General features: G+C 66.3%; 22 protein-coding genes and 1 tRNA gene. 14 read left to right on the forward strand and 9 right to left on the reverse strand.

The annotated features are described in order from the left end of the window. Positions 1-109: 109 nt before the first annotated feature. A complete protein-coding gene (locus QX108_RS01360) occupies positions 110-1966 on the reverse strand; it encodes an alkaline phosphatase family protein (RefSeq protein ID WP_315784681.1) in 1857 nt (618 codons plus the stop codon). A 215-nt stretch (positions 1967-2181) separates the two neighbouring features. Between QX108_RS01360 and QX108_RS01365 the strand changes: the two genes are divergently transcribed. After that, entirely contained in the window at positions 2182-2673 is a 492-nt protein-coding gene (locus tag QX108_RS01365) for a ferritin-like domain-containing protein (RefSeq protein ID WP_315719727.1), read from the forward strand. Positions 2674-2686: 13 nt separating this feature from the next. Here the strand turns inward: QX108_RS01365 and QX108_RS01370 are convergent, their stop codons facing one another. The 3 genes from QX108_RS01370 to QX108_RS01380 form a co-directional block, all read right to left on the reverse strand. Then, a complete protein-coding gene (locus QX108_RS01370) occupies positions 2687-3943 on the reverse strand; it encodes an arsenic transporter (RefSeq protein WP_315784678.1) in 1257 nt (418 codons plus the stop codon). A 22-nt stretch (positions 3944-3965) separates the two neighbouring features. Then, the gene (locus QX108_RS01375) at positions 3966-5246 is read right to left on the reverse strand and encodes an MFS transporter (RefSeq protein ID WP_315784675.1); all 1281 of its coding nucleotides are present in this window, start codon (positions 5244-5246) and stop codon (positions 3966-3968) included. Positions 5247-5417: 171 nt separating this feature from the next. Next, positions 5418-7886, reverse strand: coding sequence for a PAS domain-containing protein (locus QX108_RS01380; protein WP_315784672.1), 2469 nt, complete (start codon positions 7884-7886; stop codon positions 5418-5420). 226 nt (positions 7887-8112) lie between these two features. Here QX108_RS01380 and QX108_RS01385 point away from each other — a divergent pair, with 226 nt between their 5' ends. From QX108_RS01385 to QX108_RS01405, 5 genes are all read left to right on the forward strand, one after another. Then, the gene (locus tag QX108_RS01385) at positions 8113-9237 is read left to right on the forward strand and encodes a putative zinc-binding peptidase (RefSeq protein WP_315784670.1); all 1125 of its coding nucleotides are present in this window, start codon (positions 8113-8115) and stop codon (positions 9235-9237) included. 67 nt (positions 9238-9304) lie between these two features. Beyond that, complete coding sequence (locus QX108_RS01390; RefSeq protein WP_172108467.1) at positions 9305-9520, forward strand: hypothetical protein; 216 nt, start codon at positions 9305-9307, stop codon at positions 9518-9520. A gap of 158 nt (positions 9521-9678) precedes the next feature. Further along, the gene (locus QX108_RS01395; RefSeq protein WP_315719732.1) at positions 9679-11694 is read left to right on the forward strand and encodes an acetyl/propionyl/methylcrotonyl-CoA carboxylase subunit alpha; all 2016 of its coding nucleotides are present in this window, start codon (positions 9679-9681) and stop codon (positions 11692-11694) included. 142 nt (positions 11695-11836) lie between these two features. Continuing rightward, positions 11837-12703 (forward strand): isocitrate lyase/PEP mutase family protein, encoded by an 867-nt coding sequence (locus QX108_RS01400; RefSeq protein ID WP_315784666.1) that lies wholly within the window; start codon positions 11837-11839, stop codon positions 12701-12703. Beyond that, a complete protein-coding gene (locus QX108_RS01405; RefSeq protein WP_315719734.1) occupies positions 12700-13002 on the forward strand; it encodes an acylphosphatase in 303 nt (100 codons plus the stop codon). The genes QX108_RS01400 and QX108_RS01405 overlap by 4 nt, the downstream gene beginning before the upstream one ends. A 22-nt stretch (positions 13003-13024) precedes the next feature. Here the strand turns inward: QX108_RS01405 and QX108_RS01410 are convergent, their stop codons facing one another. Beyond that, positions 13025-13834 carry a class I SAM-dependent methyltransferase gene (locus tag QX108_RS01410; RefSeq protein WP_315784662.1) on the reverse strand — a complete coding sequence of 270 codons (810 nt, stop codon included), beginning with the start codon at positions 13832-13834 and terminating at the stop codon, positions 13025-13027. A gap of 152 nt (positions 13835-13986) precedes the next feature. Here QX108_RS01410 and QX108_RS01415 point away from each other — a divergent pair, with 152 nt between their 5' ends. The 3 genes from QX108_RS01415 to QX108_RS01425 are packed head-to-tail and all read left to right on the forward strand — an operon-like array spanning position 13987 to position 16666. Further along, positions 13987-14556: a GbsR/MarR family transcriptional regulator gene (locus QX108_RS01415; protein WP_315784659.1), complete on the forward strand. Its 570-nt coding sequence runs from the start codon at positions 13987-13989 to the stop codon at positions 14554-14556. Between the two features lie 17 nt (positions 14557-14573). Next, the gene (locus QX108_RS01420) at positions 14574-15233 is read left to right on the forward strand and encodes a DUF4166 domain-containing protein (protein ID WP_315784656.1); all 660 of its coding nucleotides are present in this window, start codon (positions 14574-14576) and stop codon (positions 15231-15233) included. After that, positions 15230-16666 carry a TIGR01777 family oxidoreductase gene (locus QX108_RS01425; RefSeq protein ID WP_315784653.1) on the forward strand — a complete coding sequence of 479 codons (1437 nt, stop codon included), beginning with the start codon at positions 15230-15232 and terminating at the stop codon, positions 16664-16666. The genes QX108_RS01420 and QX108_RS01425 overlap by 4 nt, the downstream gene beginning before the upstream one ends. Before the next feature lie 19 nt (positions 16667-16685). Here the strand turns inward: QX108_RS01425 and QX108_RS01430 are convergent, their stop codons facing one another. Together QX108_RS01430 and QX108_RS01435 are read right to left on the reverse strand one after the other, a co-directional pair. Beyond that, positions 16686-17747: an AraC family transcriptional regulator gene (locus tag QX108_RS01430; protein WP_315719739.1), complete on the reverse strand. Its 1062-nt coding sequence runs from the start codon at positions 17745-17747 to the stop codon at positions 16686-16688. A gap of 59 nt (positions 17748-17806) precedes the next feature. After that, positions 17807-18664 (reverse strand): LysR family transcriptional regulator, encoded by an 858-nt coding sequence (locus QX108_RS01435; RefSeq protein ID WP_315784650.1) that lies wholly within the window; start codon positions 18662-18664, stop codon positions 17807-17809. A gap of 110 nt (positions 18665-18774) precedes the next feature. Between QX108_RS01435 and QX108_RS01440 the strand changes: the two genes are divergently transcribed. Then, positions 18775-19203, forward strand: coding sequence for a tautomerase family protein (locus QX108_RS01440; RefSeq protein WP_315784647.1), 429 nt, complete (start codon positions 18775-18777; stop codon positions 19201-19203). Between the two features lie 2 nt (positions 19204-19205). Here the strand turns inward: QX108_RS01440 and lipB are convergent, their stop codons facing one another. Beyond that, positions 19206-19928, reverse strand: coding sequence for a lipoyl(octanoyl) transferase LipB (gene lipB, locus QX108_RS01445; protein WP_315784644.1), 723 nt, complete (start codon positions 19926-19928; stop codon positions 19206-19208). Positions 19929-19948: 20 nt separating this feature from the next. On the opposite strand from lipB, the gene QX108_RS01450 reads away from it, so the two are divergent. Next, positions 19949-20239, forward strand: coding sequence for a FliM/FliN family flagellar motor switch protein (locus tag QX108_RS01450; protein ID WP_283814272.1), 291 nt, complete (start codon positions 19949-19951; stop codon positions 20237-20239). Between the two features lie 136 nt (positions 20240-20375). Next, a tRNA-Leu gene (locus QX108_RS01455) sits at positions 20376-20460 on the forward strand. A gap of 26 nt (positions 20461-20486) precedes the next feature. Here the strand turns inward: QX108_RS01455 and QX108_RS01460 are convergent. Next, positions 20487-20819 (reverse strand): hypothetical protein, encoded by a 333-nt coding sequence (locus QX108_RS01460; RefSeq protein WP_315784641.1) that lies wholly within the window; start codon positions 20817-20819, stop codon positions 20487-20489. Positions 20820-21022: 203 nt separating this feature from the next. Between QX108_RS01460 and QX108_RS01465 the strand changes: the two genes are divergently transcribed. Next, positions 21023-23149 (forward strand): type I secretion system permease/ATPase, encoded by a 2127-nt coding sequence (locus tag QX108_RS01465; protein ID WP_315784639.1) that lies wholly within the window; start codon positions 21023-21025, stop codon positions 23147-23149. Then, the gene (locus QX108_RS01470; RefSeq protein ID WP_315784637.1) at positions 23136-24590 is read left to right on the forward strand and encodes an HlyD family type I secretion periplasmic adaptor subunit; all 1455 of its coding nucleotides are present in this window, start codon (positions 23136-23138) and stop codon (positions 24588-24590) included. Before QX108_RS01465 ends, QX108_RS01470 begins: the two co-directional genes overlap by 14 nt. Positions 24591-24610 lie beyond the last annotated feature (20 nt).

The raw sequence follows: 24610 nt of genomic DNA on the forward strand, positions 1-24610 counted from the left end.
AAATCGCTTGTGCGGCTACGGACCCGTGCTTGGGCACGCCTGCGTTCCAAACAAAAATGCCCCGCTTTCGCGGGGCACTCTCGTGATCTGATGACACGCGATGCACTGACTACTTCATCGCCGCCGTCTTCTTCGGCGCTTCGTCGTCCAGGCCCACCGTGCGGCCCGGGAAGCCCGCGGCATCGAAATAGCGCTGGGAGCCGACGCGCTGCAGCTTCAGAACGGTGCGCAGGCCGCCGGCGGCCGGGTCCGACTTGATGACATCGGAGGTGGCCTTCGGCGTCGCGCCGTTCGGCATCGCCTCGGTCATGACGCGGCCGATGAGCTTGCCCTTCGGGGCGACCTTGAGGTCGAGCAGCCTGGCCGCGGTGATGCCGACATCGGCGTTGCTGACGGGCAGGGGATCGACGAAGCCTGCCTTGAAGTCCGGGCCGATCGCGGCCATGAAGTTGTAGGTGTCGCCGCGGCTGAACGAGCCGTGCATGCCCTGGCCCTGGCGCAGCACCGTGTCGGCGACCTCGACCGAGCAGTTGCTCGCCACGTCGCAGCCGGGCGCGACATAGGAGCGGAAGTTGACGACGATCGCCGGATGCGGCGTCACCGCCTTGCCGTCGAGATTGACGACCGACAGCGGCAGCGTCCCGGGGATCTCGCCGAGCTTGTCGTCAACGAAGATGCCGGAGACGTAGTCCTGCTCCAGCAGCGCCTTCACGGCGCGGCGGGCCAGCTTCCTGTCGTTGTTCGGCAGATAGATCAGGTCGGAGCCGCCATTGGTGGCGACGACGAGATCGGGCTTGGTCGGGTCCTTGCCGAGCACGCCGTTGCCGGCCTTCGGATGCTTGCCGGCGGGCACGGCGGCGTTCTTGTCGTTGGGGTCGAACAGCGGCAGGTCGAGCGCCTTGGCGAGGTCGAGCGCCAGGAAGCCCATCGGCAGGAAGTCCTTCGGCGTGTCGTCATAGCTGACCTTGGCCGAGGGCGAGGTCTTGCTCTCCTTGGAGATGGTCGAGAAGCCGTGGTCGGCCTGCACCATAATGTTGGTCGTGGCGGACAGGCCGAGATCGTCGAGCGCCTTGCGCAGCGCGGCGAGGTTGTCGTCGGCATTCTTGATGCCGGCCATCGAGGTCGGGCCATTGATGCCCGGCGTGATCGTGTTCAGGCTGTCGCCATGATTGTGCTGGCTGCCGTCGGGATCGCGCGACCAGAACACCAGCACGAACGGCTTGTTGCGCGCCTTGAACATCGGCAGCACCACCTTGGTGGCGACGTCGACCATGTAGGCCTGCTGCGCGACGTTGGCCGAGGTCGTGCCGGGCGTCTTGGCGTCGCCCGCCTTGCCATTGTCGCCGCGCGACGGCGTCGCCAGCGGCAGGCCGGCCTTGGTCAGCGCGTCCTTGATCTCGTCGGTGATGGGCACCCCATTCTTGGCCCCGGTGGAATCGTCGATCACGATCGAGGAGGATGCGCCCGGCTTGCAGGGGCAGGCGGTGTGGTCGAACAGATAGGTCGGGCCGAGCTTGCCGATCGCCGCGGTCGAATAGCCGGCCTTGCGGGCCAGCTTCAGGACCGTGTCCTCGTTGAGATAGTCGCCGTTGAAATGCTCGTCGATGTCGCCGAGCACGGCGTCGTTCTCGATGAACGGGACGACGGTGTCGCCGGCCGGGACCGAGGTGTAGCCGGTGAAGATCGTGTTCGAGAACGTGCCGGTGTCGCCGAGATAGTGGCCGGTCGCCATCGCCGAGCCGTTGGCCATGGTGAAGGTCGGAAACAGCGAGTGCGAGTTCTTGAAATTGACGCCCTTGTCGCGGACGGCCGCCATGGCCGGCGCGGTCTCAGGCGTGACCTTCGCCGCCCGCAGGCCGTCGGGAATGAACAGGATGAGGTTACGGGGCGTGGCGTTCTCTGCAAATGCGGCGCTGGACGACAACAGGGCCAGTCCGGCGCACAGCAGCACGAGCGAGCGGCGCATTGAAAACTCCTGAAAGCAATCGGCGGAATCGCGGCGTCTCGCCGCAGGCAAGAGCTTTAGTTTTGCCGAGTGACGGTTTTGTTACAAGTCCCCAAGTGCCGTCGTTTCGGTCTCGCCGCGGCTTCGCCAGTTTTTCACTCGGAGGTAGCCCACGGTAGGAACCGCCATGTGGCTTTTCAGTTGAAGCGACACAACACTCACTGGAGCGAACCACCATGGCCGACAAAGATCTCAACGAACTTTTTCTCGATACTCTCAAGGACATCTATTACGCCGAGAAGCAGATTTTGAAGACCCTGCCCAAGATGGCCAAGGCGGCGCAGTCCGAGAAGCTGCAGGCTGCCTTCCTGAAGCACCACGATGAGACCGAGGGCCAGATCGAGCGCCTGGAGCAGGTGTTCGAAATGCTCGGCAAGCCTGCCCGCGGCAAGAAGTGCGACGCCATCGAGGGGATCATCGACGAGGGCAAGGAGATCATGGACGAGTACAAGGGCACGCAGGCGCTCGACGCGGGTCTGCTTGCCGCAGCGCAGGCGGTCGAGCACTACGAAATGTCGCGTTACGGGACCCTCAAGGCATGGGCCCTGAAGCTCAACCTGCCAAAGGTGGCCAAGCTGCTCGACCAGACCCTCAACGAGGAGAAGAAAACCGACGAGTCGCTGACCAAGATCGCCGAGACCGCGGTCAACTACGAAGCCGCCGCCTGATCGTCGCAGAGCATCAGGATAGGATTGCCGCCGCCAGTGCTGCCAGCAGCGCTGGCGGCGTTGCAATGAGTCCAACCTTCAGGAATTGCCAGGCCGACACCTCGATCTTTTCGCGGCGCAGCGCGGTCAGCCAGAGGATCGTGGCCAGCGAGCCCGTGACCGAGATGTTGGGGCCGAGATCGACCCCGATCAGGATCGACCGGATGACTTCGTGCGGCAGGTGATCGCTCGCAGCGACCGAGCCTGCGACCAGCCCAACCGGCAGATTGTTGGCGATGTTGTCCGCGACCGCGGTGATCAGACCCGCGGCCCAAGCCGTTCCAGCCGGTGAGCTGGCGACACCCTGATGCAGCCAGGCGCTCAACTGCCCGATCGCCCCGGCGCGGCTCAGACCTTCCACCATCACGAACAGGCCGCCGACCAGCGGCAGCACGCCCCAGGACACGCCTTTCACGATCGGCCAGGGCGACTGCCGGCTGACGAGCAGGATCGCGGCTGCCGTGACCACGCCACAGACGAAGGTCGGCAGCCCGAGTTGGACGTCGAGCGCGGAGGCGGTGAGCAACACGGCGGCGATGGCGACGATGCCCATCGCGGCAAACCGGCCTTCACGACTCAGCTGCGGCTTCTCGACATCCGTCCGCAGCGTCTCCTCGCGCAGCGCGCGGCGCTGGGTGAACCATAGCGCGACGTAGGTGAGCGCGATGGCTGCGATCGATGGCACCGTGAACTGACGCAACCATTCGGTCAGATGCGGCATGCGCTCGCCGAACACGACGAGGTTGGCCGGGTTGGAGATCGGCAGCACGAAGCTCGCGGCATTGGCGATGAAGGCGCAGACGTAGAGATAGGGCAGCGGCGAGGCGCCGGCCGCGCGTGTCGCGGCATAGACGGCAGGCGTCAGCACGATCGCGGTGGCGTCGTTGGACAGCAGCACGGTGACCAGCGTGCCGACCGCGTAGACCAGCAGGAACAGGAGCTGGGGCGAGCCGCGGGCGTGCTCCACGGCGTAGGCGGCGAGATAGTCGAACAGGCCCTCGCGGCGGGCGAGCTCGGCGATCAGCATCATGCCGATCAGGAACAGATAGACGTCGACGCCCTTGCGGATGCCGGCGAGCGCGTCGGCCGCCGGCAGCAGACCGAGCGCGACCAGCAGCACCGCGCCGGTGACGGCCCAGATCGCTTCGGGCAGGCGGAACGGGCGGATGATGACGCCGGCGGTGGCGAGGATGATGATGGCGTAGGCGACGAAGGTCGGGTGTGGGAGCATGATCGGGGATCGATAGAACAAATCATTCGGCGGGGATAGCGGGCGAGGGGACCGCGTTGGGCTGCGAGGCCTCGGTGCCGCCCGTCTCCGGCAGCAGCAGCCAGCACACGATCACGGCGAGGGCCGCCGTCGCGCCGAGCGCAAGGAATGCGGCGCTGTAGCCGCCATGGACCACGACGAGGCCGGCGAGTGCGGTCGACAGCGCAGCCCCGATGCTTTGCGCGGTGATGACGGCGCCCTGCGCGACGTTGAAGCGGCCGGTGCCGCGCATCAGGTCGGCGACGATGACCGGCATGATGGCGCCGAAGATGCCGGCGCCGACGCCGTCGAGCAATTGCACGGCAACCAGCCAGGCCTTGTCGTCCGAGAGCGTGTAGAGCACGGCCCGCAGCGGCAGGATCAGCAGGGCCGCCAGGAAGAATCGCTTGTGGCCCCAGCGGTCGGCGCGCGCTCCGACCAGCAGCGCCATCGGCACCATGACCAGCTGCGCCGCGGCGATGCAGGCCGACATCAGGCTGGTGCCGAGATTCTTGTCCTGCAACGCCAGCTTCTGGCCGACCAGCGGCAGCATCGCCGCATTGGCGAGGTGAAACAGCGCGACGCAGATCGCGAAGATGAGGAGTGGACGGCAGGTCAGGAGAATGCCGAGACCGGACGGCTGATCGCCTTGGTCGTGGGCGGCGCCTTCTTTCTGATGCGACAGGCCGCGGGCGACGTCATGATCGATGGCGCGCTCGGGAATCGCGAGCACGCTGATGAGGCTGCCGGCGGAGGTGACTGCCATCAGGTAGAACACGGCTGACGGTCCCAGCGCATAGGCGGCAGCGCCGGCGATCACGGCGCCGACCGCATTGCCGGCGTGGTTGAAAGTCTCGTTGCGCCCGACACGGGCTGTGAACGCCCTGGCGCCGACAATTCCGAGCGACACGGCGGCGATGGCCGGCGCGAAGATCACGCCGGCGCCGTTGGCGATACTCTGTGAGATCGCGACCGGCCAGAAGCTCGACATCAGCGGCAGTGCCAATGACGCTGCCGTGACGACGATCGCAGCCGCGATCATGATCATGCGTTTGGCCCTGACAGCATCGACCAGCGCGCCGGCCGGCGTCTGGGCGACGATGCCCGCGATCGTCGCCAAGGACATCACGGCGCCGATCGAGGCCTCGTCCCATTTCTGCTCGGTGAGCAGGTAGATCGCGAGATAGGGGCCGAGGCCGTCGCGCACGTCCGCCAGGAAGAAATTGGCGGCGTCGAGCGCACGGCTCGCATGAACGAGATCCTTGCTGGGTTTGACTCCGGTCATGCCGCCTCGTTGCGCGTGAGCAAGCGCAACATCCGTGCACGGGACTTGGTTCCGTGACGGCCGCCGGCGCGAGACGCTCGCCGCCGCTTGCCATGCACGACATGAGGGCCCGAAGACCAGGCCCGGGATGACGAAGCGAAGACAGCACGCTTCTCTGCAGCTACGGGCCGCTCACCGCGGCAGCGGTGCCTTCTCCGCCATCGCCTTGCGCAGGATGCGCGACAGCGACTCAACCGAGTAAGGCTTCTTGATCAGCTCGAAGCCATGATGGGCATTCTCCGCCAGAACGTGGCTGTAGCCGGAGGTGAGTACGACCGGCAGGCCGGGGTGGCGCTCGCGGATGATGCCGGCGAGCTCGAGGCCGTTGATGCCGGGCATGATCACGTCGGAGAAGACGAGATCGACGGCGAACTCGTTGTCGGCCAGGATCGCCAGGGCGTCCTGGCCATTGGCGACACGGCGCGTGACATAGCCGAGGTCCTCGAGCAGCTCGGTCGAGAACTGCCCGACCTCGTCATTGTCCTCGACCACGAGCACGCGGTAGCCGCGACCGATAGTGGCCGGCTCGATGCGGGCCAAGCTCGCATCCGGGCCGGTCTGCGGCGCCGATGCCTGCGGCAGATAGATCGTGAAGCTCGCGCCATGACCCAGCCTGCTATCCACGGCGATGTCGCCTTCCGACTGCTTGGCGAAGCCGAAGGCCTGGCTGAGGCCGAGGCCGGTGCCTTTGCCCACTTCCTTGGTGGTGAAGAACGGCTCGAAGATCGCGTTGAGATGCTGAGGCGCGATGCCGCCTCCGGTGTCGGCGACCGAAATGGCGATGAAGGCGCCGGGTCGCGCGCTCTGGCCGCGCAACGCGGGGATGGCTTCGGTGCTCTGCACGCTGATCGTCAGCCGTCCTTCGCCGTTCATGGCGTCGCGTGCGTTCACTGCGAGATTGATCAGCGCGGTCTGGAATTGCGCGACGTCGGCCAGGGTGAACAGGCTGCTGTCGGCGACGGCAAGCTCGATCTGGATGCGGCTGCCGACGAGCGGGCGGATCAGCTGCACCACGCTGTCGACCTGCTCGCCGACATTGAACACCTGTGGGGTCAATGGCTGCCGCCGCGCGAACGCCAGCAGCTGCGCCGTCAGCTTCGAGGCGCGCTCGACCGTCTCGGAGATGGCGTCGACATAGCGCCTGCGCCGCTCCTCCGGCAGATCGCGGCGGCGCAGGAAATCCGTCGCCGAGCGGATGATCGTCAGCAGATTGTTGAAGTCGTGCGCCACGCCGCCGGTGAGCTGGCCGACGGCCTCCATCTTCTGCGACTGGCGCAGCAGCTCCTCGCCCTGGATGCGCTCGGTGATGTCGACGGCCTCGGCCACGGCGCCCATGATCGCATCGTGCTGGTCGAGCAGAGGCCGCATCGACAGCTCGAAATGCCGCTCGCCGCTGGCGAAATCCAGCCGCACCTCGGTGCTGAAGCTGTCCCCCTCGAGTACGCGCGCAAACGCCTTGCGCACCATCTCTGTCACACCTGGGGTCTGGGTGAACCATGGCGCCTCCCACAGCCTGACGCCGATCACGTCGACGTCGCCGGCGCGCATGCCGGCCAGCGCGATGCGGTTGGCATGGGTGACGCGGCCCTCGATGTCCAGAATGCCCTGGTACTGATTGCTGGTGTCGAAGATCGCGCGCATGCGCGCCTCGTTGGCCGCGAGCTGGGCGGTGCGCTCCCGGATGCGCTCCTCCAGGGTCTCGTTGATGCGGCGGAGCTCGATCTCAGCCTGCTTGGCGGCCGTCACGTCGTGGGCGACGCCGATGAAGCCGATGTGCTTGCCGTTCGCATCCCAGCGCGGTTGCGATTCCGAACGCAGCCAGCGCCATTGTCCATCGGCGCGGCGATAGCGCGCTTCGAGAAAGAACGGCTTCAGCGAGCATTCGCCCGATTGCTGCTGCGCGAGGATGCGCGGCAGGTCCTCGGGATGCAGCGCCTTGCGCCAGTCGAAGGCGAGGGCCTCCTCGGCGGACACGCCGAGGAAATCGACATAGGCGCGATTGACGAAGGAGCGGGTGCGATCGAGCTTCGTCACCCAGATCGGCACCGGCGCGCTGTCGGCAATCAGCCGGAAGCGTTGCTCGCTTTCGCGCAGCTTGGCCTGCGCGAGCATCTGGTCGGTGACGTCGATATGCGCTCCCACCAGGCGGATCGCGCGGCCGTTCCAGTCGCGCTCGATGCGCGCAATGACGCGGATCCAGCGGATCTCGCCATCGCTGGGACGGATGATGCGGTATTCGGTGGTATAGTCCTCCTGCTTGCTCTTGACCGCAGCGATGAAGTCCTGCTCGGCCTTGACGCGATCGTCGGGGTGGACCCGCTTGACCCAATCTTCGTGCGTCTCGTTGGCCGCCTCGGGCGGCAGGCCGTGAATGATCAGATATTCGGGCGAGCGGCGGTTGCGAAAGCCTTCACGCAGATCGACCTCGACGCCGCCGACCCGCGCGATGCGCTGGATCCGCGCCAGCTCCGCCTCGCGCTCCTGCAGGGCCCGATAGGCCTGGTCGCGGTCGCGTGCGATCTCCTCGATGTGCTGCCGCAGCTCGATTGCGCCGGCGGCCTCGGGAAGCGCGTCGTGTCTGGGCGCATCCGCGCTGCTCATGCTGACCTGCACTGGGTGGACGAACGGTCGCCGCAGGATTCCACTGCGGCTGTTCGGAAGCGTGGCGACATTAGGGTCACGAAAAGCAAACTGGCCAGCGATTGAGGCAGGCAAACGCCTGCATGACGGGAACGCCGGGGCAGATAAAAAGTTCCGCATCCCCGGAACGGACTGTTACTGTCGCGCGTCGTCAGGCGCTGAACAATGCAACGCGTAGGTCCTCCCCGTGAAGCTCTTCGTCTGCCAGGCCTGCAAGAACATCCTGTATTTCGAGAATCGCAGCTGCGGGCGCTGCGGCCACCAGCTCGCGTTCATGCCGGAGCGGCAGATCCTGTCGGCGATCGAGCCGGCCAACGAGGGGTTTCGGACGCTGGCGGATGGGGGCGAGGGGCGATTCTTCTGCGCCAATGCCGAGCACGACGCCTGCAACTGGCTGCTGGAGGTCGGTGAGACCGCGGGATTTTGTCGCGCCTGCCGTCACAACGGCACCATTCCCAATCTGTCTGACCCTGCGCAGCTTACCGGCTGGCGCGAGCTGGAGGTGGCCAAGCACCGGCTGTTCTATTCCCTGATCCGCTGGCAGCTGCCGCTCAAAACCCGGACAGAGGATCCTCAGCACGGGCTGATCTTCAACTTCCTGGCCGATGATCCCGCCGGCCAGCAAAAGGTTCTGACCGGCCACGACAACGGGCTGATCACGATCGCGCTGGCCGAGGCCGACGACATCGAACGCGAGCGGCGCCGGCTGGAGATGGACGAGCCGTACCGGACGCTGCTTGGTCATTTCCGCCACGAGGTCGGGCACTATTTCTGGGACGTGCTGGTGCGCGATGCCGGCAGGCTCGATGAGTGCCGCGCCGTGTTCGGCGACGACAGCCTGGATTATGGCGAGGCGCTCAAGCGTCACTACGATGCGGGCGCGCCGGCGGACTGGCAGGACAACTACGTCTCGGCCTATGCGACTACCCATCCGTGGGAGGACTTCGCCGAGACCTGGGCGCACTATCTGCACATCGTCGACACGCTGGAGATGGCCTCCGAATTCGGCATCGAGATCGACCCGCCGGCCGATCAGATCGGCGGGCTGACCGCGCGTGTCACGTTCGATCCCTATGTCGCCGAGAATTTCGACACGATCGTCAATGCCTGGCTGCCCTTCACCTTCGCCATGAACAGCGTCGCCCGGGCGATGGGCGCGCGCGACCTCTATCCCTTCATCCTGACGCCTCCGGTCATCGCCAAGCTCGCTTTCATTCACGAGCTGGTGCGCGAGGGGGTGCCGGAGAAGCAGGCGGCACTGGCACCCGAGGCCGAGCCGCAGCAGGACCAGGAGGAGGTCGGGGCGGCGTGATCTGCCTTGACTCGAGAGAACATAAAGTGAACATGAGGGCGACTGGAGCGAGGATCGCCATCACGCCATGCCGTCTGAATTGCATGCCAAAGCCGGGGAGCCCGCCGATGGTGCACTCGATGAAGCCGTGGATCAGGCGATCGCAGCCTGCGGTGGTGACCTCAGGGCGACCATTCGCGCGCTGATTGTTGCAAACGATTATCTCGAGACCGAGGTCACCGAGCTGATGAAGGCGGTCTCCCACGCCTACGCGCGAGGACGTTTCCACAGCTATTCCGGGTGACGGGAGCGCTGGTCTCTGGCATGCCTGCGAGATGCGCAGGGATCGCACCGACAGGCGGGTTGCGCGCGGGCGATTTTGCTATAGACGAACCGCGGAGCTCGCGGTGGTCGCGCCTGTGCCGTGAGCGGGGAGCCCGCCCAAAGGTATCAAGAAAAAACATGTTCAAGACCATTCTGATCGCGAACCGCGGCGAGATCGCTTGCCGGGTCATCAAGACCGCCCGCCGCATGGGAATCAGGACCGTTGCGGTCTATTCGGAAGCCGATCGTGACGCGCTGCATGTCGAGATGGCCGACGATGCCGTGCTGATCGGGCCGCCGGCCGCCGCCGAGAGCTATCTCCTGATCGACCGTATCGTCGAGGCCTGCAAGAAGACCGGCGCCGAGGCGGTGCATCCCGGCTATGGCTTCCTGTCCGAGCGCGAGGCATTCCCGCGCGCGCTGGCCGAGGCCGGCATCGTCTTCATCGGCCCCAATCCCGGCGCCATCGCCGCGATGGGCGACAAGATCGAATCGAAGAAGGCTGCGGCCAAGGCCAAGGTCTCGACCGTGCCCGGCTTCCTTGGCGTCATCGAGGACGACAAGCACGCCGTGCGCATTGCCGACGAGATCGGTTATCCCGTGATGATCAAGGCTTCCGCCGGCGGCGGCGGCAAGGGCATGCGCATCGCGCACTCGACCGCGGAGGTGGCGGAAGGCTTCAATCTCGCCAAGGCCGAGGCCAAGGCCTCGTTCGGCGATGACCGGGTCTTCGTCGAGAAGTTCATCGTCGATCCGCGCCACATCGAGATCCAGGTGCTCGGCGACAAGCATGGCAACGTGATCTACCTCGGCGAGCGCGAATGCTCGATTCAGCGCCGTAACCAGAAGGTCATCGAGGAGGCGCCGTCGCCGCTGCTCGACGAGGAGACACGGCGCAAGATGGGCGAGCAGGCGGTCGCGCTCGCCAAGGCCGTGAACTACGATTCCGCGGGCACCGTCGAGTTCGTCGCCGGCCAGGACAAGAGCTTCTACTTCCTGGAGATGAACACGCGTCTCCAGGTCGAGCATCCCGTCACCGAGCTCGTGACCGGCATCGACCTCGTCGAGCAGATGATCCGCGTCGCCGCCGGCGAGAAGCTCGCACTGGCGCAGAAGGATGTCAGCCTGACCGGCTGGGCGGTGGAATCGCGTGTCTATGCCGAGGACCCGTTCCGCAGCTTCCTGCCGTCCATCGGCCGCCTCGTGAAGTATCGCCCGCCGGCGGAGAGCAAGGCGGACGGCATCACCGTGCGCAACGACACCGGCGTGCAGGAGGGCGGCGAGATCTCGATCTACTACGACCCGATGATCGCCAAGCTCGTCACCCACGCGCCGTCGCGCGCCGCGGCGATCGAGGCGCAGTCGACTGCGCTCGATGCGTTCTACGTCGACGGCATCCGCCACAACATCCCGTTCCTGTCGGCGCTGATGAACCATCCGCGCTGGCGCGAGGGGCGGCTGTCGACCGGCTTCATCGCCGAGGAGTTTCCCAAGGGCTTTGCCGCGCGTGCGCCGGAAGGCGAGATCGCGCGCCGGCTGGCGGCGGTGGGGGCTGCGATCGATCACGTGCTCGGCGAGCGCAAGCGGCAGATCTCGCAGCAGATGATCGGCCGTCCGGTGAAGCGGCAGGGCCGCCGCGCGGTGTGGCTCGGCCGCGACGAGATCCTGCTCGACATCACCAGGGATCAGGGCGCGATCACGGTCCGCTTCGTCGCCGCCGACGGCAAGGTCGGTCCGGCGCATCAGCTCGTGTCCGATTGGAAGCCGGGTGACGCGGTGTGGCACGGCACCATCGACGGCGCTGAGATCGCCGTGCAGACGCGCCCGATCCCGAATGGCATGCGGCTTGCGCATCAGGGTGTCGAAGCTCCCGTCTATGTCTACACCGAAGCCGAGGCGGCTGCGGCGCGGCTGATGCCGGTCGTCACCGCCGGCGATAGCGGCAAGAAGCTGCTGTGCCCGATGCCCGGCCTCGTGGTCTCGATCGCCGTGACCGAAGGGCAGGAGGTCAAGGCCGGCGAGACCTTGGCCGTGGTCGAGGCCATGAAGATGCAGAACGTGCTGCGCGCCGAGCAGGACGGCACCGTGAAGAAGGTCCACGCCTCGGCGGGAGCGACGCTGGCCGTCGACGCGCTGATCCTGGAGTTCGCGTAAGTCTAACCGTCGTCCTTGCGAGCGCAGCGCCGCAATCCAGGGCTCGGCGGATGACTCTGGATTGCTTCGTCGCGGAGCCCGTCACCGGCTTGCGCCTTGCGCGATCGGTCGGTTCCTTGCAATGACGAGAGAGGAGCCTGGGATGACCTTCCGTGCACGTCGAGAAGCGTTACGCTCCATCCTCGCCGGCGACCGCTGCATCCATCCCGGCTCGGTCTACGACGCGATCTCGATCCGCATCGCCGAAGACCTCGGCTTTGAACTCGGCATGTTCGGCGGCTCCGCGGCATCGCTCGCTGTGCTCGGCGATCCCGACATTGCGCTGATCACCCTGACCGAGCTTGCCGAGCAGATGCGACGGATGTCGCGTGCCGCGGCGTTGCCGGTGCTGGTCGATGCCGATCACGGCTATGGCAATGCGATGAACGTGCGGCGCACCGTGCAGGAGTTGGAGGCTGCCGGTGCTGCCGGTCTCACAATCGAGGACACGCTGCTGCCGCAGGCCTTTGGTGCGGCCAAGCCGCAGCTGATCTCGTTGGACGAAGGCGTCGGCAAGATCAAGGCTGCGCTCCTCGGCCGCAGCGATCCCTCGCTGGTCGTCCTGGGGCGGACCGGCGCCGTCTCCATCACCTCGTTCGATGAGGTGATTGCGCGGGCCAAGGCCTACGAGGCGTGCGGCGTCGATGGACTGTTCTTCACCGGCATCACCGTGCGCGCTCAGCTCGATGCGATCGCCGCAGCGACCACGTTGCCGATCGTGCTCGGCGGCGCGCCGAAGGAGATGTCCGACCTCGGCTATCTCGCCGCACGCCGCGTTCGCATCGCGCTGCAGGGCCATGCTCCGATCGCTGCGGCGACACAGGCGGTCTACGAGACGCTGAAGGCGCTGCGCGAGGGTGCCTCGCCGGAGCAGCTGAAGGGGCTGCCGTCCGCCGAGTTGACTGCGCGTGTCATGCGCGACGCCGACGTCAAGACGCGTCTGCGCGATTTTCTAGGGCTTGGATCATGAGCAATCGCGCGATCGTTCACGTCACGGTGCGCGGCCGCGTCCAGGGCGTCGGCTATCGCGCCTGGGTCGAGGATCAGGCCATCCTGAACGGCCTCGAAGGCTGGGTCCGCAACCGCGCCGACGGCAGTGTCGAGGCGGTGTTCGCCGGTCCTGCCGATGATGTCGCGGCGATGGTCTCAGCCTGCCGCAAGGGACCTCCGGCGGCGCGAGTTGATGATGTGATCGACGCGGCAGGGACGGCCGATCAGATCAGGCTGCGCCGGTCCGGCGAGTCGTTCTCGGTGCTGCCGACCTCTTAGCCGTTCGGACGGAACTCGGCGGTCAGACGGCCGAAATCACGAGCGCCTGAATGGCCCCCTCGATCGGGCCGGCTCCGAACCGTCGTTCGAGCGCCTCCGCAACCGCCTGTGTCGCGGCCTCGAGCCCCGGCGTCCCGCGCGCCTCGATCTCGCCGCGCATCGGCGTGCCCTGGCAGAATGCCATCGCCGGCTCATGCGCCGAGGCCGCGCGGCTGCGATGGGTAACCGTCTCGATCGCGATGTCGGTGAAGCCGGCCGCGGTCAGATCCGCCTTGATCCGCTCGGTGTCGTAGTAGCCGTGCGGCGTGCGCGTGAAGAACTGCGGCGGGTCATCGGGAAACAGCTGCTGCAGCGTCTCATGGACCACGAGGGGAAAGGCGTTGTCCTCGATTCGGTCCCAGACGTTGAAGACGAAACGCCCCCCCGGCCGCAGGGCGCGGCGCGCTTCGGCATAACCTTTGACGCGGTCGGGAAAGAACATCGCGCCAAACTGGCACACGATCACATCGAAGCTCCCATCGGCAAAGGGCAGCGCCAACGCATCGGCCTGCTGCCATCGGACACGAGCGGCGCCGGCGAGATGCGTTCTCGCCTGCATCAGCATTGGCTCGTTGAGATCGGTCGCCGTGATGGGAACGTCGGGCGGCAGCTTCGCATGCAGCGCCCTCGTGACGACGCCGGTTCCGGCAGCCGTCTCCAGGACATCGCGTGGCTGACGAGCGCCGATGCGCTGCGCGAGATCCTGTGCATAGGAGGTGAAGATCAGCGGAACCAGCATTCGATCGTAGATCTGCGCAATCGATCCGGTGAAGGCCTTGTCGGACGCCGTCATGGCTTGCTCCTGTACCAGAAGGGCAGGGGGGCGATCAGGCGGTCAGCGCGCTGCGGCGGCTTTGCGCCCTCTTCTTGCGTCTTGCCGATCGCCTGCCCGGTTCACCCCGGATGGCTCTTGACATTCACTCTCGCCAGTCAGATATTTCTGTCATGACAGAAACAACCGGCAAGAAGAAACTTCCGCCCGCGGTCGAACGCTTCATCCTCAACTGGGGCGACATGGGCGACCAGTGGGGCGTGAACCGCTCGGTGAGCCAGATCCACGGTCTGCTCTATCTCGCCGAGAAGCCGATGACCGCGGAGGACATCGCCGACACGCTCGGCATGGCGCGCTCCAACGTGTCGAACTCGCTGAAGGAGCTGCTCGCCTGGGATCTCATCAGGCGCGTGCCGATCCTCGGCGACCGCCGCGATCATTTCGAGGCCGAGACCGACATCTGGGAGGTCGCGCAGCGTATCGCCGCCGGCCGCAAGCAGCGCGAGATCGATCCTGCCATCGCGGCGCTACGCGCCTGCGTGGCGGAGGCGACGGCCGATCCCAGCATCAGCGCGGTCGCGAACAAGCGGCTGAAGGACATGCTGGCGTTCACCGAGCTGGTCGACCGCTGGTACGCGCAGATGCTGAGGGTGCCGCGGCCGCGCCTGGTGGCGCTGATCAAGCTCGGCGAGAAGATTGCCAACCTGCTGCCGGCCGGACGTTCGAGGTCCGGCAGCGATTAGGATCGGGGAGGTGCGTCATGGTGAGCCTACGACATCTCGGACTTTCAGCGCCCTCCAACGCCAGGCTCCACGACGATCACCGGTTTCGCGCGCTGCTGTCGCCAGAGGATTGGGGACGACTGCCGGTGTCGATCTGGCGCCGTTTCTCCAAGCGTCTCCTCGACGGCGCGACGGTGGTCTATGTCGGCGAGATCGACCAGGCCGAGCTCAGCCGTGCCGGCTTCTGGTTCGCGCAAGCCGCTCGGCTGATCGGCGGGCCGCTGCCGACGAGCGCAAATGCCGGCGTGCCGATGATCGTCGCCGTGACGGAGGATGCCGCGAGCGGCGGCCAGATCTGGACCCGCATCTGCGGTCGTCCGCACGCCTTTCCGCAGGTGATCCATTCGGCCAAGCGCTTCGCCGGCCCCACCGGGCTCGAGGAATATCTCGGCTGGGGCCTGAGCATGAGCCTGCGTGTCCGTGTGGCGGATGGCGCGCTCGTCTTCCACAGCGCCGGCTACACCTTCGCCTTTGCCGGCCGGCGCTGGACGCTGCCGTCCTGGCTCACGCCCGGCAATCTCACCGTCACCCATTCTGATCTCGGCGGCGGCGCCTTCCGCTTCGCGCTCGAGATCGTCCATCCGCGCTTTGGCCGCATCATCCGCCAGAGCGCCACGTTCCGGGAGTCCGCGCCATGACGCCGCTGCTGTGGTCCCTGATCGCCGTCCAGGTCGTGATGGGCGTGTTCGACACCTTCTATCATCACGAGTTCACCGAGCGGCTGGCGTGGCGGCCGTCGCAGCAGGGCGAACTCAAGCTGCACGGCGCGCGCAATCTGCTCTATGCCTTGCTGTTCGCCGTTCTCGGCTGGTGCGAGCCGCATGGCCTGTTCGCCGTGCTCTTGCTCGCAGTGTTGGTCGCGGAGATCGCGATCACGTTGACCGACTTCGTCGAGGAGGACCTGACACGCAAGCTGCCGCCGAGCGAGCGCATCAACCACACGCTGCTCGCCATCAACTACGGCGCCATCCTGATGCTGCTGGTGCCGCTCCTCATCGGCTGGGCGACGCGGCCTTTGGCGATCGTGCCGGCCTTTGCAGGCCCGCTGAGCTGGATTGCCGCCGCGGCCGCAATCGGCGCGGCTCTGTGCGGTTTGCGCGATTTCACTGCGGCGCGGCGGCTTGCGCGGATGTCGCTGCCGGATGCAGGCGTGCTGGTCGCGGCGCTGCCGCCGACGCAGACCATTCTCGTCACCGGCGCGACCGGCTTCATCGGCGCGCGGCTGGTGGCGAGCCTGACGGCGGCCGGCCATCACGTGATCGCCTTGGTGCGCGATCCGGGCAGGGCGGCTGCACTGCCGTCGCCGCTGACCCTGATCACCTGCCTGGACCAGCTTGCCTCCGATACCCGCATCGATGCCATCGTCAATCTCGCCGGCGAGCCGATCGGCAACGCCGCCTGGACGACGGCGAAGCGCGCGGCGATTCTGCAGTCGCGGCTGACGACCACCGATGCCGTCGTTGCCCTGATCGCGCGGCTCGGCCGCAAGCCGAAGGTGCTGATCAATGGTTCGGCGATCGGCTGGTACGGCCTGTGGCAGGACCAGCCGCTGACGGAAACGGCCAAGTCGCATGACTGCTTCAGCCACGACCTGTGCGAGGCCTGGGAGCAGGCGGCCTGTCGCGCCGAGTCGCAGGGCGTGCGCGTCGCGCTGCTGCGCATCGGCCTCGTCGTCGGCCGCGACGGCGGCTTCCTGTCGCGCATGCTGACGCCGTTCGAGTTCGGCCTCGGCGGTCCGCTCGGCTCCGGCCGGCAATGGATGTCCTGGATCGAGCGGGACGATCTGATCAGGCTGATCGCGCATGTGATTGTGACCGACGCCATCGCGGGCCCCGTCAACGCGACCGCACCGCTGCCGGTGCGGAACGTCACGTTCACGGCCGAGCTGGCGCGCTGCCTGCGGCGCCCGGCGCTTTTGCGCGTTCCGGCCGGCGTGCTGCGCCGGATCGGCGGCGACTTCGCCGAGGAGCTGCTGCTCGGCGGTCAGCGCGTGGTGCCCAACAAGGCGCTGTCGAGCGGCTTCGTGTTTCGCCACCAGAGCCTGCGCAGTGCGCTCGAGGCCATCCTGTGAGCAGCGAGGGACGGCGAACTCACGACCGCGCGGCGCGCGCGATCGTGGTCGACGGAAGCTCGCCGAACGTGGCGCGGTAGTAGCGCGCGAAGTGACCGGCATTGGCGAAGTTGCAGGCGGCAGCCGCCGTCGCCACCGTCACCGCCGGATCGCCCGAGCGCAGCATCTCATGGGCGCGGCGCAGGCGGACGGACTTTGCAAAGGCGATCGGCGAATAGCCGCGAACGCGCTCGAACAGGCGGAAGATCGAGCGGGCGCTGACGCCGGCCTCGCGCGCGAGGCGCTCGATCGTGATCGGCTCACGCCAATGAGCCTCGATGTAATCCTCGAGCCGCTTCACGAGCCCGAACTCGGGCAGCGGAGCGGGGTCGACGAGCATGTCGTGGAAGCGATGGCGGCTGGCGCAGAGGAAGGCGACGTGGACCGCATCCTCCAGCTCGCGATAGACCGCGGCCGGAAAGGCGGAGTCCTGCGCGTTGAGTTGGGTCGCGAGGAAATCGAGCAGCCGTAGCAGGCTGCGGGCCTGCGGCTCGGCAGCCGGAATGGCTGGGTCGATGGCAAAATCGGCGCGCGGCTGCACGCCGACCAGCGCCGTCAGCCTCTGTCGCAACGCCTGTGGATCGAGCCGCAAGGTGAGCCGTTGATGACCGCCCTGGCAGGCCATCTGCCAGGGGACACCTGCCGCCGCCACCGCGAATTGATGCTCGTTGACGTCTGTCGCCTCACCCCCGACGCAGCTGACCGCGCGGCCTTTGAGCGCCATCTGGACCCTGATGAAATCGGCCGGCCGATGGTCGGAGACTATGTCGCAGGTCATGGTACCGTAGGCGAGGCCAATCGTCTCGAGCTCGATCAGATTGACGACGGCCTCGAAGCGCTCGGCATTTCGAAAGTCGACGCGCTCGGCGCCGAGCCGACGGCCCGCGAGGTCACGCAGAACGTCGGCATTGGAGGTTCGAAGCAGCGCGTGGCGGTGCAATGGCTCGAGGCCGCCCGATGCAAGGCCGAGTGTGCCCGTCGTTGCCGGGCCCGGCTTGGGGGAAGCGCTGACGATGTCAGCTGCGGTCAAGAGACGGTTCAAGCCGCTGCTCCTGAGCTCCGATCATTAACCCATGCTACATCACGGCCGGTCGACGTCAATTACTTCGAGGGCGACGCACTTCGGAATGCCGCGGCCAATGCACGCAACGCGGTTCGTTTGGCGGGGTCGCCGACATTGGCGTGGAGGACGACCTTCGAGCGCGCGAGCTTCGGCAGGCCGAGCGTGGATCCGATCTCGACGAGACCGGCCGGCGCGATTCGGCGGGCCAATGGCGCGATCGCAAGGCCGGCCTGCGCTGCGGCGGCGACGGCCGCAACGCCGCCGCCGACGAATGCCTCTGCATAAGGCAGTCTGGCCTTGTCGAGCGCGCGGACCGCAATGGCACGTACGCCGCAGGGCGCGGCCAGCACCGCGAGCGGCAACGGACCGCCTGTGGGCGCGCGAAACCGCGGGCTGGCGAACCAGCCGAAATCGTCGTCGGCCAAGGTCTCGCCGCCGCGGCGGGACGCCTCCTGCCGCACGATGACCGCATCGAGCGAACCTGCATCATAACGGTCGAGCAGGTCGCGCGAGAGCCCGATGCCGACGGACAGCGTCAGCTCCAACGTCATGGCCTGAAATTTCTGCAGCATCGGCACCAGCTCCGGGCCGGCGGCATGATCGCTGATGCCGAGCGACAGACGCGGGCGGATCTTCGGCGCTGCCGTCAGCGCGAGATCGTGCGCGGCCACCAGCGCGCGGGCGTTGTCGATGAAGGCCGCACCGTCCGCGCTCAGCCGCACCGCTCGCGGCGACCGCTCCAGCAGGCGTTTTCCCAACGCGGCTTCCAGCCGTTGCAGCTTCAGGCTGATCGCGGCCTGCGTGGTCCCCAGCGCTTCGGCCGTTCGCGTGAAGCTTTCCAGGTCGGAGACCAGCAGGAAGGCGCGGACGGCGGCGATGTCGAGCGTGGTTTTCATTTGTAATGCTTATCATTGATATCAATAATGATAGCATACCGAAATGATGTGGCAGACGCTAGGTTCTTTGGCATGCGCGGCGCCGCCGCCTCATCCGAAGGAGCCAACCCATGCCTCTGATCAACATCGTCTATGCCAGCCGGCGTCACGCGCCGTCGCTGAAGAAGGACATCGCAGCCGCCGTGACCGAACTGACGGCGGGCATCCTGCACAAGGATCCCAAGGTCACGGCAGTCATTGTCTCCGAAGCCGATCCGGCGGACTGGTTCGCCGGCGGTGCCTCGCTCGCGGAGCAGGGGCTCGCCAGCTACTGGATCGACATCCACGTGACGGAAGGTACCAACACCAAGGACGAAAAGGCCGCCTGTCTCGCCGCGGTGTTCGCGCGCATGGCCGAGCTGATCGGCCCGCTGCACCATGAGACCTATCTGCATGTCGACGAGGTCAAGGCGGATGCCTACGGCTTCGGCGGATTGAGCCAGGAGCACCGCTACGTCGCGGCGAAGCTCGATGCGCCGCCACAGCGGGGCGCCGCCTGAGTTCATGCGCCCTCTGGCAGGGTGACGCGCGTCGCGCCGAACACGCTCTCGAACGCCTGCCGGAGCGCGACGTCGACGTCGCTCATGGTCACCGGCAGGCCGAGATCGACTAGGCTGGTGACGCCATAGCGGGGGTCGGTGACCCCGCAGGGCACGATGGCCTGGAAATGCGACAGGTCGGGCTTGACGTTGATGGCGATGCCGTGGAAGGTCACCCAGCGCTTCAGCCGCACGCCGATGGCGGCAATCTTGTCTTCGTACCCGGCGCCCTTGTCGGGCCGCCTGACCCAGACGCCGACGCGGTCCTCGCGCCGCTCACCGCGCACGTTGAACGCGTCCAGGGTGCGAATGATCGTCTCCTCCAGCGCGGCGACATAGGCCCGGACGTCGGGGCGGCGCCGCTTGAGGTCGAGCATGACATAGGCCACGCGCTGGCCGGGACCGTGATAGGTGACCTGGCCGCCGCGGCCGGTCGGCACGAAGGGAAAGCGCGGGTCGCGCAGGTCCTCAGGCTTGCCCGAGGTGCCGGAAGTGTAGATCGGCGGGTGCTCGAGCAGCCAGACCAGCTCGTCGGCCTCATGCGCCGCAATCGCCGCCGCCCGGGTCTCCATGAAGGCAATGGCCGCCGCATAGTCCTCGAGCGAATCGGAGATCCGCCACGCCACGGCATTGCCGGGAGGGCCCGCGAAGGTGGTCAGGTCGAGCGTTTCGCGGCTGTTAACCATTGGCTAACCACAACATGGTGATGTCTCGGGTAACGGAATCCAGTGACTTCGGTGGTCCTGCAGTGTCAACCCTCGATAAAGTGACAGTCGACCTCATGGTCGTGCTCGGCACCTGTTCAATGCCCATTCACCAGGTTCTGCGCCTGTCCCGCGGCGCCATCATCGAGCTGGACGCCACCGAGGCCGACGACGTCAAGGTGCTCGCCAACAATCTGCCGATCGCCAATGGCGTGGTCCTGGTCGACCGCAACCGCATTGCGGTCGAGGTCAAGCAGATGCTGCCGCGATCACCGACGCCGACCACGCGATAGCGCTGGGCAGCTTTCGAAAAACTGTCCACAAAACCCGCAGATAGGGGCAGGGCGGGCCTTGTCCCCCCGACATCGATTTGATACACGGGCGCCACTGATCCGGTGCCGCATTTTCCTCTGGTCCCGGCTTCTTTTAGCGCTCGTGGCGGAATTGGTAGACGCGCTGCCTTGAGGTGGCAGTGGGTAACACCGTGGGGGTTCGAGTCCCTCCGAGCGCACCACAAACCCACGTTTTCCCTTGAAATCGTTACGGTTTTTTCCGGATGTGACCCGGGAATGTTACCACTTCGTTCCCGTCCTGTTGTCCGCGACAGGGCCGCAGAAAATCATCCAGTTCCTGGCCCTGGTCGAACGCGACCACCTTGTCCATTCCACTGATGCCGAGCTTCTCGCGGTTGGCCTGCGCGATGTCGTGCGCCGGCATCTTCGGGTCGCTCCAGCCGAACATCGCCATCATCTGGCTCTCGGTGCACTCGGCATAGGCGGCCACCTCGGCGCGCGCCTTGCGCACACCATGGCAGCTCTTCTTCGCCTCGTTGACGCCCGCGAGGACGGCGTATTTCTGAACTTCATCGCCCACGCCTTCTTGCTCATCGGCAGCACGCGCCCCTTCAGGCGCTTTCCGCGTGAAGGTCGTTCAATCAACCTCCACAACCATGAGATGCAGTTTTGTTGCTGATATGAAACATCGGTAAAATTACCGGCGCGCTCTCCTCCTCAATCTTGCCCTTCAATAGGCTCCTGTGCACCATATGGTCGCACAACTTTTGGTAGTTTGACGCAATGGATGCGGGGCAGAGGGATACGGGGCTCGACTGCCTAACGTTGTTGCTGCGGTTTCATCAGGTTGCAATTGATCCTGCGCAGATTGCACATCAGCTGGCGGGCACGCCAGTCGGCGTCAACGAGATGCTTCGCTGCGCCAAGCAGCTGAAGCTGAAGGCGCGTTCGGTCCGTCAGAGTTGGGATGGGCTTGCCAAGCTGCCTCTGCCGGCGATCGCGGCGCGGGCTGACGGCTCTTTCGTCATACTCGGTCAGGTCACGGCCGAGACGGCGCTCATCCAAGACCCCCGGATCAACCGGCCGCAGAGCGTGAAGCGCGCCGAGTTCGAATCCAACTGGACCGGCACGGTGGTGCTGATGGCGCGGCGCGCCTCGCTCACCGATCTGGCGCGGCGCTTCGACATCACCTGGTTTCTGCAGGCGATGCAGAAATATCGCCGGTTGCTCGGCGAGGTACTGCTGGCGTCGTTCTTCCTGCAACTGTTCGGCCTCGTCACGCCGCTGTTCTTCCAGGTCGTCACCGACAAGGTGCTGACCCATCGCGGCTACACCACGCTCGACGTGCTGGTGTTCGGCTTGGTCACAGTGACGATCTTCGAGACGGTGCTCGGCGGTCTTCGAACTTACGTCTTCTCCCACACCACCAACCGCATCGACGTCGAGCTCGGCGCGCGGCTGTTCCGACATCTGGTGGCGCTGCCGATCGCCTATTTCGAGGCGCGGCGCGCCGGCGATTCGGTGGCGCGGGTACGCGAGCTCGAGAACATCAGGAACTTCATCACCAGCTCGGCGCTGACCCTGGTGATCGATCTCGCCTTCACCTTCGTGTTTCTGGGGGTGATGTTCTACTACTCGCCGTACCTCACCTGGATCGTGATCGGCTCGTTCCCGTTCTACATCGCGCTGTCGGCCGGTGTGACGCCCATCTTCAAGAAGCGGCTCGACGTCAAGTTCGACCGCGGCGCCGAAAATCAGGCCTTCCTGGTCGAGACCGTCACCGCGATCCAGACCCTGAAGGCGATGGCGATCGAGCCGCAGATGCAGCGGCGCTGGGAGGAGCAGCTCGCCGGCTACGTCGGCGCCAGCTTCGACGTGCTGTCGCTCGGCAACTGGGCCAGCCAGTCGGTGCAGTTCATCAGCAAGATCGTCACCGCGCTGACTTTGTATTTCGGCGCCCATCTGGTGATCGAGGGCAATCTGAGCGTCGGCGAGCTCATCGCCTTCAACATGCTGGCCGGCCGGGTGGCCCAGCCGGTGCTGCGGCTGGCGCAGCTGTGGCAGGATTTCCACCAGGCGCGGCTCTCGGTGGCACGGCTCGGCGACATCCTCAACACCACACCAGAACCGGCCTTCAATCCCGGCCGCGCGGCGCTGCCGCCACTGCGTGGCGAGGTGGTGTTCGATCACGTCCATTTCCGCTATCGTATCGATGGGCCGCTGGCGCTGCACGATGTCAGTCTGAAGGTGCCGGTGGGCCAAGTGGTCGGCATCGTCGGACCCTCCGGCTCAGGCAAGTCGACGCTGACCAAGCTGATCCAGCGGCTGTATGTCCCCGAAGCGGGCCGCATCCTGATCGACGGCGTCGATCTGACGGTCGCCGATGTCACCTGGCTGCGCCGGCAGATCGGCGCGGTGCTGCAGGAGAACGTGCTGTTCAACCGCTCGATCCGCGACAACATCGCGCTCGCCGATCCCGGTATGGCGATGGAGCGGGTCATCCAGGCGGCCGAGCTCGCCGGCGCCCATGAGTTCATCCTCGGCCTGCCCGACGGCTATGACACGGTGGTCGGCGAGCGCGGCGCGAGCCTCTCCGGCGGCCAGCGCCAGCGCATCGCGATCGCGCGTGCGCTGGTCACCAATCCGCGAATCCTCATCTTCGACGAGGCGACCTCGGCGCTCGACTACGAGAGCGAGAACATCATCCAGCGCAACATGCGCAAGATCTGCGCCGGGCGCACCGTCTTCATCATTGCGCACCGGCTGTCGGCGGTGCGCAACGCCGACCGCATCATCACCATCGAGAATGGGCGCCTCGTCGAGGACGGCACCCATGACGAGCTGATCAAGCGCGCCGGCCGCTATGCGACCCTGCATCAGATCCAGGCGGGGCTCCATGTCGTCGGCTGAGGCGAAGCGCCAGGACAACGCGCCGATCTCGCTGGATGCGCGGCGTCGGCGCCGCAACGATGCCCGCGAGTTCCTGCCGGCGGCGCTGGAGATCGTCGAGACGCCAGCCTCACCTGCGGGCCGCGCGATCGCCGGCAGCATCATGCTGTTCTTCGCGATCGCGATCGGCTGGTCGATCGTCGGCCACGTCGACATCATCGCCTCGGCGCAGGGCAAGATCGTGCCGACCGGCCGCACCAAGACGATCCAGCCGCTGGAGGCCGGCATGGTCGCCGCCATCCATGTCCAGGACGGCGACAAGGTGCGGGCCGGCGACGTGCTGGTCGAGCTCGACCGCACCGTGACCGAGGCCGAGCGCCGCCGCGTCGCGCAGGGGCTGATGCAGGCGAAGCTCGACGTCGCCCGGCTTGGCGTGCTTCGTGACAGCTTCGATGATCTGGCCGCGCTGCGGCCGCTCAGCGTGCCCGAGGGTGCGCCACCTACCGACGCCGCGCGCACCCGCGCCGCGCTGCAGGCCCAGGCCGCCGAGCAGCTATCGAAACTCGCATCGAACCAGCAGCAGGTCGCTCAGAAGCGCGCCGAGGCGCAGTCGGTAGAAGCCAGCATTGCCAAGATCGACGCGACGCTGCCGTTCCTGCAGGAGACCGCCGATATTCGCCGCAACGCCAAGGAGATCCAATACGGCAACCAGATCGCCTATATCGACGCGCAGTCGCGCCTGATCGACCAGCAGAACGAGCGCATCGTGCAGACACGGCGTTTGGTCGAGATCGAGGCCGCGCGGCTGGCGCTGGAGCAGCAGCTGGCACAGACGCGCTCCGGCTTCGAGCGCCAGGTGCTGTCGGATCTCGCTGATGCCGAGAAGAAGGCCGATGAGCTGACCCAGGACCTCGTCAAGGCCGAGCGCAAGATCGCCGAGCAGGTGCTTCGCGCCCCGATCGACGGCACCGTGCAGCAGCTCGCGCTGCACACCGTCGGCGGCGTCGTCACGCCGGCGCAACAACTGATGCTCATTGTCCCCGCCGACAGCAAGCTTGAGACCGAGGTCATGATTTCAAACCGCGACATCGGCTTCGTCAATGTCGGCCAGCCGGCCGAGATCAAGATCGACACCTTCAACTTCACCCGCTACGGCCTCGTCCACGGCAAGGTGCTGAGCGTGTCGCAGGACTCGATCGTCCGCGAGAAGCCGACCGACAAACAGAACGGCGGCAAGGCGGCAGGCGCGCTGGCCGAGACCAGCGAGCCGGCGGGACAGGAGTTCATCTACTCAGCGCGGGTGTCGCTGGACGAGAAGCAGATGCAGGTCGAGGACAAGATGGTCGCGCTGGCGCCGGGCATGGCGGTGACGGTGGAGATCAAGACGGGGACGAGACGGATCATCGAGTATGTGATGTCGCCGCTGCTCAGATACAAATCCGAGAGTCTTCGCGAGCGATGAAACTATTCCGCGAAAATGCC

Origin of the sequence: Bradyrhizobium sp. SZCCHNR1002 (assembly GCF_032381435.1) — a bacterium.
GTDB lineage: Bacteria > Pseudomonadota > Alphaproteobacteria > Rhizobiales > Xanthobacteraceae > Bradyrhizobium > Bradyrhizobium aeschynomenes.